The following is a 15,339-nucleotide window of genomic DNA, read 5'->3' as shown; positions in this document are numbered from 1 at the left end:
TAAGTGTGAACCCAATCTCTGGGGATTGCCAGATCGGCCCTCTCCTGATCTTTGGATTGGCTGTTGTATTTCAGGCGGGAAACAAGACATGCGTATGAAAGCTAGACGGCTCATTGCTGGAGCACTATTGGCAGCTGCAGCCTCTTTCGGCTTATCGGCACCGGCAATCGCTGAATCGCCGGTTACTATTCCACCCGGCGATTTCGTAGTCGATTCTTCAGGTGTGCTTGGTTCGGACGAGTCGCGCTTGGAGTCCGAAATCAAAGAGCTCCGCAGCGATACAGGGTTGAATCTATTTGCGGTATTCGTCGATGAGTTCTCGAACCCAGCCCAAGCTGATCAATGGGCCACCGAGGTTGCCAACAAGAAGGGGCTGGGCAGTGCCGACTCCATCTTGGTGGTAGCTACCCAGACCCGGCAGGCATATTTTGCTGGCGCGAAGGGAGGCCCAATTGCCGCGGCCGCCACCGAAATCTACAGCAGCCAGATCAGTCCAGCACTCGGCGAAAATGACTGGGCTGGCGCCGTTGATGGCGCTATCGATGGCATGCGCAGTGTTGAAGGCGGTGGCAGCCCCGATGGCTCTTCCTCTGGCGGGGGTTTCCTAACAGTCGTTCTGGTCATTGGCGCAGTCGCTGTGGTTGGGTACCTGTTCCTTTCACGGCGCAGCAAGAAGAAGACCGCCTCACTCGGCCAGGGCCCGGGTCAACACCCTGGAAATTATGGCTCTCCTGCGCCGCGACAACAGTTGATCCCGCTGGACAAGCTCCGTTTACAGGCAGATCAATTGCTGGTAGCAGCAGACGACTCGATTCGTTCTTCCCAGCAGGAATTGGGCTTCGCCGAGGCTCAGTACGGGAGGCAAGCGGTCCAGGTCTATCTGGAAGATATCGAACAGGCCAAGGCCCACCTGTCGGAATCCTTCCGTTTGCAGCAGCAGTTGGATGACGATATCCCGGATACCGAACAGGATCAGCGTTCTTGGCTGAATGAAATCATTGACCGTTGCCAGAAGGTTAATCATTCCCTGCAGGCTCATGCCAACGAGTTCAAGCAGTTGCGCCAGCTGGAGCAGAATGCGGAGGATCGCATTACTGAGGTTTCAGCGAATCAAGAACCGCTCAATCAGAGGCTTTCGGCTAGAGTTGCCGATTTGGAACGCCTCGCTGGCCGATACGATGCCAGCGCAGTTGCACAGATCAAGGACAATGCCGAACAAGCCGCAGAACGTTTGACCTTTGCGTCATCTGCCTTGAAGCAGGCATCGCAGAAACTGGCCAATGACCGTCCCAATGCCGCGATCTTGATCCAAAACGCGGAAGAAGCGCAGGACCAAGCCGACGTGTTGCTCAAAGCCATCAACAAAGCCGGCGAAGCCTTGGAGCAAGCCCAGCAAGACTTGAAGTCGTCAATGGCACTAGCCGAACGGGACCTGGCCCAAGCGAAAGCTTTCATGGCAAACGGTTCGAATCCCGGGTTGGCGAGTGCCGTGGCCGGTGTGGAAAGCGCACTGAATAATACCAAGCAAGCCTTGAACAGCGACCGATACAACCCGCTAGCGTTGATCACCCAGCTCGACGAGGCCGTGCGCCCGCTCTCAGAGGCCCTGTCCAGTTCGCGTGACCGGGCGCAGCAGGAACAGTCTGCCCGTGCGCAGCTTGATTCTCTCTTGCACACGGCGGCATCACGCATCAGCGGCACGGACGATTACATCCGTGCCCGTCGCGGTGGCGTACGTTCCTCGGCGCGCACCCGTCTTGCTGAAGCGCAACGCACCTTCGATGAAGCCCGTTCGCTTTCCGGCAGCGATCCGCTGCGTGCCGTGGGTTCGGCGCAACGTGCAATTCAGTTGGCTGATCAGGCTGCGCAGATGGCCGAAAACGATGTCAGTGGATTTGACGGTTTTGGCGGCTCCCGCGGATACGGAAATTACGGCAACTACGGCCGCGGCCGCGGTGGCGGGATGTTTGATGGCATCGGCGGTGCCATGCTCGGCGGCATCCTGATAAACACTATCCTCGGTGGCGGAAGCCACGGCGGTCATTCGGATGGCGGCGACGGCGGAGGATTCTTCGGCGGGGGCGGCTTCGGCGGCTTTGGCGACGGAGGCGGTTTCGGAGGAGGTGACTTCGGAGGCGGCGGAGGCGGCAATTTCTAGTTTGCCGGAATAGATTCACTAGTTGTTTTGAAGTACCTAATGTTTTTCCTGACGGACAGAAAGGTCCAACCATGATCAAGCAGTCAATCTTCGGACGCATTTCCCAGCTGGCCAAGGCCAACATCAATGCGATGCTCGACGCAGCTGAAGACCCTCAGAAAATGATGGATCAGATGGTGCGCGACTACAATGACAATATCGCTGAAGCAGAGCAGGCGATTGCCCAGACCATCGGCAACCTGCGCATGCTGGAAGACGACTACCGCGAGGACGAGCAGGCAGCTTCCGAGTGGGGTGCCAAAGCACTGGCAGCGTCCAACAAGGCGGAGGAATTCCGCTCCGCAGGCAAGGCAGATGATGCCGCGAAGTTCGACAACTTGGCTAAGGTCGCCATCCAGCGCCAGATGCAGGCCGAGTCCGAGATGAAGACTGCAGAGCCAACGATTACATCGCAGCGCCAAATCGTGGACAAGCTCAAGAGCGGTTTGAACATGATGAAGGAAAAGCGCACAGAGTTGGCCAGCAAGCGCGACGAGCTGGTCGCCCGCGCCAAGTCGGCTCACGCTCAGAACCAGGTCAACGAAGCCATCAAATCCGTGAACATCATGGATCCATCCAGCGAGATCGGCCGCTTCGAGGAAAAGGTTCGCCGCGAAGAAGCCCGAGTCCGCGGTGCTGCAGAATTGCAGGCGTCAAGCCTGGACGCCCAGTTCGAGTCCTTGGAAGATCTGGGTGAGCAGACCGAAGTTGAAGCTCGTCTGGCGGCTCTGAAGGCCAAGCAGGCTGGTACTTTGGAGAGCTAGGAACTCGAATAACGGGATATAGTCAATTGGCTGGTAGTGCGCAAGCATGCCAGCCAATTGCTTTTGATGATTAAACAAGAAACGGAGACTCTTTCGAATCTCCGTTTCCACTTTCGTGGCGGGGAGAGGATTTGAACCTCTGACCTCCGGGTTATGAGCCCGGCGAGCTACCGAACTGCTCCACCCCGCGTCGGTAAATACAACTTTACCAATCGGTGAATGACTTGGCCAATCCTGAGGAAGTGCGCTTGGTCACGCAAAGATCCAGCACTCTGAAGGCATCGAGCAATGCACCAGTCCCACACAGCATGAGCGGGTAACGAAGGATCTTTTCAGATGCACCTGGTAGGCCTGCAAGAGAATTAGCTGTCGGGAACCAGGTGGCCAATCGCACCGACTCGCGGCGGGGCAGAGATCCGAGTTTCTGATTTCGCGGGTCTGATCGACGACTGGCCGTGATCCGGCGGCGGCGCCAAGCTGCCAAGACAAAGAAAACGGAGACCCTTTCGGATCTCCGTTTCCACATTCGTGGCGGGGAGAGGATTTGAACCTCTGGCCTCCGGGTTATGAGCCCGGCGAGCTACCGAACTGCTCCACCCCGCGTCGGTAAATACAACATTACCAACTGTTGAACTCAATAGCGAATCGAAAAGCGTGTCCTTAATCCCACTCCGCTCGAATGCCTCACCTGACCCGAATTATTCCGCGGTGCTGCCCATATTTCTTGCACTGACTGCACCCGGCCCGCAAGATTGCGAGCGGCCGTGCTCGGACCAGGGAAATCAAATGCATCTGCCGATGTCCTTGCCCGTAGCCGTGTAACGGGCATTCATCGACCGCGGGGTGGCGTCAGAGAGACGTTGTCTTGTGCCACCAGACGATCTCCCTGCGTACGGATTAGCGACGCGTCCAGAGCCCAGCCCCCAATTGCCTCCCGGGCGTCTTCTGGGTTCGGTGGCTGGAGAGTTTCAGGTTAACGCAAAATGGAGATCCTTTCGGATCTCCATTTTGCCATTCGTGGCGGGGAGAGGATTTGAACCTCTGACCTCCGGGTTATGAGCCCGGCGAGCTACCGAACTGCTCCACCCCGCGATGACTAGACAATTCTTGCATCATCGCGGTGTGAAAGCAAATCGGCAGTTACTGCTATTCCTAGCCTTCAGCGCCATCGGTTGGCGCTGGCGACTGGGAGGCATCGTTATTCTGGCCTTCGTCCAGTTTCACGTCCCCCTCAACCTCGGTGCCGTTGATGGCAGCATCTGCCTCCATCGCACGGTTCAAGGCGTCCTCCAGCTGCTTCTGCGATTCACCGTAAGCGCCGAAGTCGCCCTTGGCCAATGCTTCCTGACCATTCTTGATGGCTTCGTTCGCATCCGCCAGAGCTTCAGTCAGCTTCTCGGTATCGGTCTGGGTCGGTTCGGCCTCGCCCTCAGGGTCTTCGCTCGGCGACACGCCTTCGGTCTCACCGGTTACCGCACCGGAATCGCCACCAAAGACTTCATCCAGTGCTTCAGCCAGCGTATCGGCGAAGCCGACCTTGTCACCGAAGGAAACCAGAACCTTGCGCAAGGTAGGGTAGCTAGTCTGGCCCGAAGACTGGACGTATACAGGCTGGACGTAGAGGATACCGCCGCCAACTGGCAAGGACAGCAGATTGCCGTTCTTTACTTCCGAGGCACCCTGGCGCAGCAGGTTCAGTTCGGTGGTCACACGGGTGTTGGTATCGAAGTTCTGCTGCGCCTGACCCGGGCCAGGAACGGCAGTGTCTCGTGGCAGCTCAAGCAGCCGCAGCTTGCCGTAGTCGTCGGCCTTCTCCCCCGGCGTGGAGCCGGCATCGGCATTCGCCGATAGGAAGCCGAAGAGCACGTTGCGCTGCTGGCCATTGGCTGCCGCAGCCGGGATGAAGGTCGAGGTCAGCGAGAACGACGCTTCGTCCTGGGTAGGCATCTTCAAGGACATGAAGTATGGCGGCTGCTTCACGCCGGCAGCAGACGAGGTTGGATCGTCCGGCACGGCCCACGCATCGTTGGACTCGTAGAACGCATCCGGGTTGTCCACGTGGTATGTGGTCAGCACTTCACGCTGCACCTTGAACATGTCCTCCGGATAGCGCACGTGCTCCATCAGCTCAGCGGACATATCATCCAGCGGGTTCAGGGCCGTAGGGAAGATCTTCTGCCAAGACTGCAGGATTGGATCTTCGGTGTCCCAGGCGTAGAGTTTGACCGATCCGTCATAGGCGTCGACGGTGGCCTTCACCGAGTTGCGCAAGTAGTTCACGCGACCGGTCAGCGACAGATCCTGCGCGTTGGTCAGCGAGTCGGTCACTGCCGAATCCAGCTGCTGCTGCTGGGAATATGGGAAGTCATTCGAGGTCGTGTAGCCATCGATGATCCACTGCACCCGGCCATCGACAATGGCAGGGTACGCTTGGGAATCCAACGTGAGGTACGGTGCAACCTTGCTGACACGATCGCGAGGGTCGCGATCGTACAGGATCTGCGATTCGCTATTGACGTTCTGTGAGAGCAACAGGTCGGTGGAGGCGAACTTCAGTGCGTAGACCAGGCGGTTGAACAAGTTGCCAACGTTCGGACCGCCATCGCCCTTGAAGGTATAGCGGGTGTCCTGGTTCTCGCCACCGGTACCCGGGCGGTCAAGCTCCTGGTCGGTCCATCCCTCATCCGGTCCGCCCACAATCGAATAGGACGGAGAATTCTCACCGAAGTAGATCCGCGGTTCGTATTCCTTGTCGGTGATCAAATCACCAGAGGTCGGGATGCCACCGAGCATGAAGTCCGGACGACCACCGGCAGCGACACGGTTGCCGTATGCGGCCACCAGGCCGTAGCCGTGGGTGTAGTTGATGTGCTGGTTCACCCAGGTGTCGGTTGGATCGACGTTCACTTCACGGGCGGCAATAACGGTATCTTCCACCTTGCCGTCGATCTCGTAGCGATCAACGTTCAGGGTCTCGGCGAAGGTGTAGTAGCCACGGAACTGCTGCAGCTGTGCGAAAGCAGCCGAAACCAGGTTCGGATCCAGCAGACGGATGTTCGCGGTGGTGGCAGTTTCCTTCGCCAGCGCATTCTTCTCGGTCGAGATCTTTGCGTCGTAGTCGGTCACTTCCACGTCATCCAGGCCGAATGCCAAACGAGTCATCTCGATATTGCGCTCAATGTACTCGCTCTCCAGCGCCTTCTGCGAAGGGACCACCTTGTACTGCTGGACTAGGAACGGGTAGACGCCGCTGGCAACAATCATCGTTGCTACCAGCATGGCGGTGCCAATCAATGGCAAGCGCCAACGCCCGTTGATCGCCGCAATCACGAAGGTGATGGCGATCAGGATCGCCACGATGGCCAGAATCATCTGCGCCGGGATGACTGCATGGACATCCTTGTACAGCGCACCGGCGACACGGCCTGACTGGTCAGTGAGGGTCTCGTACTGGCCGATCCAGAAGTTCACGGCCTGGAAGAGCAGAAAGATTCCGACAACAACTGCGGTGTGCACGCGAGCAGCCTTGCCAACAGTAATGCCACCGCGTTCTTCGACACGGATTCCGCCGTAGAGGTAGTGGGTCAGCAGACCGGCCACGCCGCTGAGCAGCACGACCGAGATCAAGAAGCCGTTGACCAGCGCAATGAAGGGAAGGGAGAAGACAAAGAAGCCCAGATCCATATTGAACTGGGGGTCAGTGCTTCCGAAACCGACCTGGTTGAAGAACAGCAAGATCGTCTGCCACTGTCCTGCCACGGCAACGGCGGCGAAAATGCCAATCACCAGTGGAATGCCCACCATCAGGAAACGGCGCACTGGTTCCAACTGGGCCTGGTAGCGCGACATGGAATCGGGACGGTTCGAGTTGGGTGCATAGACCGGGCGGTGCTTGTAGGCACTGCGCATCGAGAACCACATGGGAACTGCCATCAACACCAAAGCGATCAGGAAGATCACTAGTTTGGCGATCCGCTCAGTCCAGTAGACCTCGGAGAAACCCAGCTGGTTGAACCAGAGGATATCAGCGTAGAAATTCGACAAGAAAACGAAGACCGCGACGAGGATGACCACCGCGAAGATGGTCAGGGTCAGCGGCGACGCTTTCTTGCCTGAAGGGTTGGAAGGTCGTTGTGGCTCTTGGGGTCGCGGAGGACCCCCGAACGGACTATCCGATCCGAATGACACTATACTATTCCTTACTTTGGGTTCTTCCCGCCGTTTCCAACGGGAGAACTCGTGTACCTAATTCATGAACGGGCGTTATGCACGAGATTGGTTTCCTTGCATCAATTCTTCCTTTGATGCACGGCTAAATCTATTCGCATGTCGTGAAAGTCGCCGGGTCTTGCCCCTTGGCGATTTTCTCTAAGGCATGGCGGGCCTCCGACAGGGTCGCTACCTTGATGACATCGAGTCCGGCGGGAACTCGGCCAATGACTTCAGCACAGTTATCGGCTGGTGCCAAGAACACCGTCGCCCCATTGTTCTTGGCTGCCACCATCTTCTGGGCTATGCCACCGATTGGACCGACCGCACCACCGGCAGAAATTTCGCCGGTGCCGGCAATGTGGTGGTCCCCCGCCAGCGAGCCTTCAGTCAAGCGGTCAATGATCGCCAAGGCAAACATCATCCCGGCACTCGGACCGCCTACGTTTTCCAACCCGAAACTCACGTCGATGGGGAACTCGTATTCACTACCCAAGAAGACACCCAACTGGCGTTCGCCATTCTCGGCCTCTTTGGTATGGACGGTGACGTCCACATTGCTGTAGACACCATGCTTATCCGGTCGGCCGACGGTAAGGGTTGCTGGTTTTGCCCCGTGGTCGTTCAGGCTCTCCTTCAGCTGCTCCAGCGAAGTAATCTTCTCCCCTTCGAACTCCAGCAAGCGGTCCTTCGGTTCCAGCACCTTTTCATTCGTGTCGGCGGAGAAGTCCGCGACTGTCAGCCATTCGGTGAAGTCTTTGCCGAGCTCGGTCAACGCCGCCGCTACAGCCAAGTCCTGCGAAGAAGTCATCAGGAAATCGTTTTGCTCATTCTTTTCTTCCGAGGAGACTCCACGGGAAATAATCGTTTCTTCGGGGACGACATCCTTGGCCGGATTAATCAGTGCTTCGAGCACGACAGGAATGGTAATCCGGTTCTGCCCGCCACCCTGGACATAAATGGTCAACAGGTCCAAGACACTGTCCGAAGGGTATGATTCGGCCCCCTTGATGGACACCACATCGTGTCCATTGTCCTCGCCCAACGTGTTGAACACGGGGCCCGGCGATCGGATCATGAAATGCGTGGGGAGAAACATCATTACGCCGATCAGGAGCAGTGCAACGATGCCGGAACTGGTGCGTTTCATGGTTTTGGAACCTTGAGGAGCACGGCCGGAATTACCTGGCTCCTGAGTCGAGTCTTGTGGTTCCCGTACGTGCACTGATCTTGCTCCCGCCAACTGTCAAAAAATACGCGGATCCGTCCTCGCAGACATCCCCACTCTTAGCCTACTGAAGCCATGGGTCTAAAAACATCAGCACCAAGGCGTATTCGATGTGCCGAAAGCGAACTGGAGCCCAGATTCATGGGAACTATCAGGCGCTCGCGGTAGTTTTAAAGGCATGGCACAGAACCCCCCGAACAACCGCCCAAACGGCGATGACGACGAAAACAATCCGCAGGACCCATTTTCTGCGATGTTTGGTCAGCTCTTCGGTGGCGGATTCGACCCGAATGACCTCCCGCCGCAGCTTCGTGATGCCCTTGGCGCTCAAGGCGATCCGGCTGCGATGCAGAAAATGATGCAGCAGGCCCAGGCCATGATGTCCGCGATGATGAGCAATAACGCTTCTTCTGGTCCGGTGAACTGGAAGCTTGCATCCGACACAGCGTTGCAGGCATATGCCAGCGATGATCCTGCTGTTTCCGAAGCGCGGAACAGCGCCATCAGCGATGCTTCAAACCTGTCGGGATTGTGGCTGGATAACGCCACGGTGTTCGAGTCGAACGGCCACGCGACAGAGGTGTGGACTCGCAAACGATGGTACGACAAGACTTTGGCCACGTGGAAGCAGGTCACCGAACCTGTTGCCGAGTCCGTGGCCAAGGCCATCACCACCGCGATGAAAGACCAGATTCCCGAAGAGATGAAGGGCATGCTCGGCAACGCCGATGGCATGTTCCGCAACCTCGGGGCCAGCATGTTCGGCATGCAGCTGGGTACTGCTTTGGGCGGCTTGGCAACCGATGTTCTTGGCGGCACCGATATCGGCTTGCCGCTGGCAGGAACCACTCCCGGAATTATCGCGACCAATGTCAGCAAGTTTGGCGACGGCCTTGAAATCCCCGAGCAGGAAGTCCTGCTGTATGTGATTCTCCGCGAGAACGCACATACGCGATTGTTCAACCGGGTGCCATGGCTGAGCTCCAAGTTGATTGGCGCCGTCGAATCCTACGCTCGCGGCATCCACATCGACATGTCGCGAATCGAAGATGCCGTACGCGGCATTGATCCGTCCAACCCGGAAGCCCTGCAGTCGATGCTGGGCGAAGGGATATTCACCCCGCAGCGCACCCCAGCCCAGGAGAAAGCTCTTGAGAACCTCGAGCTGACGTTGGCATTGATCGAAGGCTGGGTTGACCACGTAGTTTCCTTGGCTGCCCAGAACTTGCCATTTGCCGGCCACCTGCGCGAGACGATGCGTCGCCGCCGTGCATCCGGTGGTCCGGCGGAGACCGCTTTCGCATCTCTGGTTGGCCTTGAACTGCGCCCGCGCAAGCTTCGTGAAGCGGCTGCACTCTGGGAGCATCTGTACGATGAGCGTGGTATCGACGGCCGTGACGCCGTATGGGACCACCCTGACCTGATGCCTACTGCAGAAGATCTCACCGATCCCAAGGGGTTTACGCATCGCCGTGAAGTTGCCGCAACCGAGTTCGATGACTTCGACGCGGCGTTGGGCAAGCTCTTGGACGGCGGTTTCGACAATGTCGAATCCGATTCCGAGGACGACGATCCTGGCAAGCCAGAGAATCCAAAGAGCTGACTAGGCTAAGACATCGAAGGAGGGATGTGCACACGTGCACACCCCTCCTTTTTGTGTTGGACTACTGTTCCTCGTCATGGCCGAAACCGGACAGCTCATCTTCGTCACGGCCCAGTTCCTTGGCGTGGGCGTTGTATCCGGCGTGAAAGGCCTCTAAGAAAATATCCGCATGCGCTCTGCGTTCGAATCGGTTCAGCAACGCCTGGAATCCTGGTCCGTGGCCGGCACTAGGAGCCACGAGATGCGCTAATTCATGGACGAGCACATAGTCCTGCACCCAGCTGGGCATATGCTGCAACGTGATCGATAAGCGGATGCTGCGCTGCCGATATGAAGCCGAGCCCCAGCGCTTGTTCTGGTTGGCTACCCAGCGCACCGATTGCGGCGCGGCCTTGCCGGCAAAGTACTGCTGGTCGAGTGACGCAGCACGGCGAGCCAGCGCGTCATCGGTAAGACCAGCTGTGCGTGCCTGGCGTCCCTTGCGATACTTCGCGATCATCTCTTCAACGAAGGCACGTTCCGTTCTTTCGTCCAGCGCCGCAGGAACCTGGATAATCAGCCGATTATCGCGCCATTGGGATGAAATAGTTTTCTTGCGCTTGGCTGAACGGAGAATCCGCACGGGAATTTCGTCCGGCGCTACGAAGTCGACAGTATTTGGAAAAGCTGGCATGGCACAGCGCCCCATTCCTCGATTATGGCAGTGAAGCGGATCGTCCTATCCACCCACTGAGTCATCTCATTAAGCTAAGCCCGGGGCCCGAAGCACTTCGCCTCTGGTACACCGGCTGTGGAGAACCCTAGGCGCGGCGCTCGCCAACGACCGCCAATACCGCCTCGCCATATCGTTCAAGCTTGCTGCGACCCACTCCTGGAATCTTCGACAATCCCTGGATTGAATCCGGCTGGTGCTCCGCGATAGACATGAGGGTTGCATCGGTGAAGATGACGAAAGCGGGGACCGCATTGGACTGGGCAACTTCCGATCGCCATTCACGCAAGTCCTCGAACAGTGCCTCATCATAAGCAGCCGGGCATGAGGCGCAACGCTTGAGCTTCCGCTCCTTCGCACTGGTCAAGAACGAGCCGCAGGTCATGCAGACGGCTGGCGTGATTTTCTGTTCACGCTTGCGATAGCTGGTCTGCTGCCTGCTGCTGGCTTGGCGTACTGATTTAATCCCATCCAAGAATCGCGATGGGTAACGGTGCGCACGTCCACCCGGCGTCCTGGCAAGCGACCAGGACAGGTACAGGTGCTTCCGTGCACGGGTAATGCCCACGTACAGCAAGCGCCGTTCTTCGTCGAAGCCCGCTTGATCCTTGGCATAGGAAATCGGGACCAAGCCTTCGTTCAACCCGACAAGAAATACGGCGTCCCACTCCAACCCCTTAGCCGCATGGAAGGACGCCAAAGTGACGCCATCTAGCGTCGGCGCGTGCTGGATCGCCGCGCGGTCTTCGAGCTCCTTGACCACATCGTGCAGCGTGGCATCGATGTCCTGTTCTTTCTTGAAAGCAACGACTTCATCGGCCAGGCGAACCAGTGCCGACATCGACTCCCAACGCTGGCGCACTGCACCGGTGCCGCCACTCGGAGCGTTCACCGAGTAGCCATGCGAGGAAAGGATATCGCGTACCATCTGCGCGACCGGAGCATCCGCGGCAACACTCAAGCCGGCCCGCAGCGCGAGCATGCCTTCCTTCACCTCGCGGCGGGAGAAGAATCGTTCTGCGCCACGCATCACATAGGGAATGGAATGTCCCGTCAGAGCCTGCTCAAAGGCCTGGGACTGTCCGTTGGTGCGGTACAGGATGGCAATTTCGGAAATGTCCTGGCCGTTTTTGAGCAGCTGCTTGATCCGCTGTGCGACTTCAACGGCTTCGTTTTCGTCGTCAGTCGCTTCAAAGAATTCGGGGGCTGGACCGTGGTCGCGTTGCGCGATGAGTTCCAGCGGTTCTGGCCAGGTGACATGGCGGTCTGGGACCTGGGATTCAATGCGCCGGTTAGCCAGCACCTTGTTAGCCAAATTGACCACTTCAGGTGTGGAACGGTAATCGCGGACCAGCTTCACGACTTTCGCCTCCGGGAAGCGTGCACTGAAGTTCAGCAAGTAGTCAGGGCGCGCACCGGTAAACGAGTAAATGGTCTGGGAGGCATCGCCCACCACGCACAGCTCGTTGCGTTGTCCGAGCCAGAGATCCAGGAGCCGCTGCTGCAGCGGCGACACGTCCTGGTACTCGTCCACGACAAAGTGGCGGTACTGCTGGCGTACACTGGCTGCGACTTTTTCGTTGTCTTCCAGAATCGCAATGGTCAGCAGCAGCACATCCTCGAAGTCGATCACACCGCGGTCATCTTTAAGCTCTTCGTAGGTCTGGAAGATTCGAGCCATGCTGACTGATTCAAGACCGTTGGGCAGTTCGCGGGATGCTGCGATCTTGGCATAGCTCTCAGGTGTGTGCATGGACACCTTGGCCCACTCGATTTCGGCAGCAAGATCACGGACCATGGCACGGTCGCTGGAAATGCGCAGGCGACGCGCTGCTTCTGCGATCAACGGGGCCTTATGCTCAACCAGGTTCGGCAGGGTTCCGCCAATGGCCTGCGGCCAGAAGTACTGCAGCTGGCGCAACGCCGCCGCGTGGAACGTTCGCGTCTGCACGCCGGGGGCGCCGAGCTGACGCAAGCGGGTGCGCATTTCCGCGGCAGCACGAGTGGTGAAGGTCAGAGCCAGAACGCTGGTCGGGTTGTAGATGCCGGTATGCACGCCGTAGGCAATCCGGTGGGTAATGGCCCTGGTCTTTCCGGTTCCTGCGCCTGCCAGAATACACAGTGGACCGCTGAGGGTTTCAGCTGCTTGCCGCTGTTCAGCATCCAGTCCCGCTAGCAAATCGGTTGCTGGCGGATTGTCGTATTCGGTCACTTGCTCAGGGCCTCCGGAAGGGGTTCGCCGTACCACGTACGGATCAATGCGTGGGCTATCGAGACTCCACGCGGTATATCTATTGTTCCTGATTCCAAGGCCTCACGCAGTTCAGCTCGTGTGAACCAGCGAAGGTCCATGATTTCTGCGCCGTCGGGAACCAGCTCTTCGCTCAGGGCTTCAGCCGCGAAGCCAAGCATCAGAGAACGCGGCATTGGCCAAGGCTGGGAACCACGGTAGGCGACATCACCAACGCGCACGCCAGATTCCTCATAAATCTCGCGGCGCACGGCAGACTCCAGGGACTCCCCCGCCTCGACAAATCCTGCCAGCACCGAATACATCCGGTGCTTGAAGGCGGCATTGGATCCCAGCAGAAGTCGATCTTGGCTGTCTATCACCGAGGCAATGATTGCCGGGTCGGTGCGTGGAAAAAGCTCGTGGTCATTCTCTACGCAGCGCTGGCCCCAGCCGAAGGTGGCTGCCACGACTGGCGATCCGCAACGCGGACAAAACTTCTCCGAACGAATCCAGTTGGCGATCGCTTGCGCTTCCACGAAAAGTTCTGCATGCAGTTCGCGAAGCACGGTGAAACTTTCACGCAAGGTCACCCAGCGGTCAATACCACTGGTGGCATAATCTTCGGCATCAACGATAGCCAACACGTATTCGGTGCCTGCCGCGCGCCCCAAATACACCTGGCGTTCAGAGTCTTTCGCACGATACTGCGTTCCGTCGAGGAAGAAGAGTTCAGTTCCGGAAGTTGCCGCGCCACCGCCACTGATCAGCAGCACCTTGGTACTGGGTTGATTCAACAGGTTCGGCACAAGCGTCGGATCCTGCTTTTCGGTCAGCGGTCGCTCGATCAGCGACTGCCCGAAGTGAAGTCCGGTAAGCGGGGTTCGATAAATTTCTGCCAGAGCCATACCTCTAACCTAATGCACATTACACCCCAGAATCTTGATGCATTCTCATTGTGGATTGCAGTTGATGAATGAGATTCATCGCAACTCTGAACGTTGCCGGTGAATCCCGCCATATTCCGTGCGTCATTCAACGATAGAAAAGAGAATCTCGCATACGGTGGAACTTGTGAAACGCACTGCCATGGAACTCGCCGCAATTGCCACCGCCGCCGTCCCCGGATTGACCCCGGTTGGCTTCGCGGCGCTGTCCGACGATGCGGAAGACTTTGATTCAGCATTGGTCGTCGACGCACTCAAGCATCGCTGGCGCGTCCGTTCACCTCGCCACGATGAAGCAAGCATGCGCTTGGAAGCCGAACTTTCGGCCTTGCGCGCTTTTTCAGCCAAGGTCCGCGCTTCACTGCCTTTTTCCTTGCCAGCCGTAGCCGGTACAGTGCGCCAGGGCCCACTGCGGACCTTTGTCTACAAGGACATGCCCGGTCATGTTCCTAGCCTCGACGAACTGGTTGATGTGGGCAGCAACCTGGCCAAGTCCTTGGGCAATTGCATGGCTGCCATCCACCAGATTCCCGATGAAGCAGTCGAAGTTGCAGGTTTGCCGACCTATACCGCCGACGAGATCCGCCAGCGCAAGCTCAACGAGCTGGATACCGCAGCGGCGACCGGCAAGGTGCCAAGCCGTTTGCTGCGCCGCTGGGAACACGCCATGGAGGACGTGGCACTGTGGCGTTTCAACGCTGCCGTAGTTCACGGCGACTTCGATGAAGAGCAGTTGCAGATTTCGCATTCCAGCATCACTGCGGTCAAAGGGTGGACCGATTTGCATGTCGGCGACCCAGCAGATGACTTCGCTTGGCTCTCAGCCATCGAAGACCAGAGCTTCAGCGAGCGCGTGTTCTCCGCCTACGTCGAAGCTCGCGGGAAGGCCGCCGATCCGCACATCATGCGCCGCGCCGCGCTGGCCGCAGAATTCGCTTTGGCGCAGTGGCTAGTGAAGTCCTTGGATTCCAAGGACTACGAACGCATCGCCGAGGCCGAGGAGATGCTTCGAGAACTGGACCAGAACATTGCCGAGTATGGCGGCCAGCCGTTGTCGGTCGTGGAGGCCCCGCGTCCGTTGGCTGCCCAGCCGGAAACTTCGTCCCAGAAGGTTCCGGAAAAACCGGTGGCGATCACCGCCCCAAGCATCAACACCGACAAGGTCACTGCCCTGGCAGCCGAACCGCCGAAGTCCGCAACGCCCCAGGGCGCCTCGCCACAGGACCAGCAGGATTCCGGAGAATCTGCGGATCAGCCAACTGCGGATGCTGACGAGGCTGGTTCAGATAGCAGCACCCCATCGAAGCAGGAGCCCGGACAAAAGCACGCCGATCAGGAGAAAGAGGCAGCGGAAGCACAGCCGTCTGCAGATGGGACAGCCGACGCGCAGAAGCCTGCTCGAGACGAGAACGAGCCTGCCAAGGATGCCGGGAAGTAGGCACTTCCCGG

Annotated in this window: 9 protein-coding genes and 3 tRNA genes; 4 read left to right on the top strand and 8 right to left on the bottom strand. The window is 58.2% G+C overall.

The features are described from left to right. The first annotated feature begins 25 nt into the window (after window positions 1-25). Together BKX98_RS17095 and BKX98_RS02010 are read left to right on the top strand one after the other, a co-directional pair. The gene (locus tag BKX98_RS17095) at window positions 26-2,158 is read left to right on the top strand and encodes a TPM domain-containing protein (RefSeq protein WP_198934340.1); all 2,133 of its coding nucleotides are present in this window, start codon (window positions 26-28) and stop codon (window positions 2,156-2,158) included. 71 nt (window positions 2,159-2,229) lie between these two features. Then, entirely contained in the window at window positions 2,230-2,961 is a 732-nt protein-coding gene (locus tag BKX98_RS02010; RefSeq protein WP_038990570.1) for a PspA/IM30 family protein, read from the top strand. A gap of 116 nt (window positions 2,962-3,077) precedes the next feature. Here the strand turns inward: BKX98_RS02010 and BKX98_RS02005 are convergent. The 5 genes from BKX98_RS02005 to BKX98_RS01985 form a co-directional block, all read right to left on the bottom strand. Then, window positions 3,078-3,151 (bottom strand) — tRNA-Met (locus BKX98_RS02005). Window positions 3,152-3,490: 339 nt separating this feature from the next. Continuing rightward, a tRNA-Met gene (locus BKX98_RS02000) sits at window positions 3,491-3,564 on the bottom strand. 415 nt (window positions 3,565-3,979) lie between these two features. Further along, window positions 3,980-4,053: transfer RNA gene (locus tag BKX98_RS01995), tRNA-Met, on the bottom strand. Between the two features lie 60 nt (window positions 4,054-4,113). After that, complete coding sequence (locus tag BKX98_RS01990) at window positions 4,114-7,149, bottom strand: UPF0182 family protein (RefSeq protein WP_052253641.1); 3,036 nt, start codon at window positions 7,147-7,149, stop codon at window positions 4,114-4,116. A 130-nt stretch (window positions 7,150-7,279) separates the two neighbouring features. Further along, complete coding sequence (locus tag BKX98_RS01985) at window positions 7,280-8,395, bottom strand: PDZ domain-containing protein (protein WP_143180994.1); 1,116 nt, start codon at window positions 8,393-8,395, stop codon at window positions 7,280-7,282. 181 nt (window positions 8,396-8,576) lie between these two features. On the opposite strand from BKX98_RS01985, the gene BKX98_RS01980 reads away from it, so the two are divergent. Further along, complete coding sequence (locus BKX98_RS01980) at window positions 8,577-10,001, top strand: zinc-dependent metalloprotease (RefSeq protein ID WP_073705984.1); 1,425 nt, start codon at window positions 8,577-8,579, stop codon at window positions 9,999-10,001. A gap of 61 nt (window positions 10,002-10,062) precedes the next feature. Here BKX98_RS01980 and BKX98_RS01975 read toward each other — a convergent pair whose 3' ends face one another. The 3 genes from BKX98_RS01975 to nudC all read right to left on the bottom strand — a co-directional run bounded on the left by BKX98_RS01975 (window position 10,063) and on the right by nudC (window position 13,851). Continuing rightward, window positions 10,063-10,674: a M48 family metallopeptidase gene (locus BKX98_RS01975; protein WP_158024644.1), complete on the bottom strand. Its 612-nt coding sequence runs from the start codon at window positions 10,672-10,674 to the stop codon at window positions 10,063-10,065. Between the two features lie 127 nt (window positions 10,675-10,801). After that, window positions 10,802-12,925: an ATP-dependent DNA helicase UvrD2 gene (locus tag BKX98_RS01970; protein WP_073705983.1), complete on the bottom strand. Its 2,124-nt coding sequence runs from the start codon at window positions 12,923-12,925 to the stop codon at window positions 10,802-10,804. Further along, window positions 12,922-13,851 carry an NAD(+) diphosphatase gene (gene nudC / locus BKX98_RS01965; protein ID WP_073705982.1) on the bottom strand — a complete coding sequence of 310 codons (930 nt, stop codon included), beginning with the start codon at window positions 13,849-13,851 and terminating at the stop codon, window positions 12,922-12,924. Before nudC ends, BKX98_RS01970 begins: the two co-directional genes overlap by 4 nt. A gap of 157 nt (window positions 13,852-14,008) precedes the next feature. Here nudC and BKX98_RS01960 point away from each other — a divergent pair, with 157 nt between their 5' ends. Further along, the gene (locus BKX98_RS01960; protein WP_233125261.1) at window positions 14,009-15,328 is read left to right on the top strand and encodes a phosphotransferase; all 1,320 of its coding nucleotides are present in this window, start codon (window positions 14,009-14,011) and stop codon (window positions 15,326-15,328) included. The last annotated feature ends 11 nt before the right edge of the window (window positions 15,329-15,339 follow it).

Source organism: Glutamicibacter sp. 0426, assembly GCF_001906485.1.
GTDB lineage: Bacteria > Actinomycetota > Actinomycetes > Actinomycetales > Micrococcaceae > Glutamicibacter > Glutamicibacter nicotianae.
The sequence above is the reverse complement of the archived record's forward strand: the minus strand, read 5'-3'. Positions and strand labels throughout refer to the sequence as shown.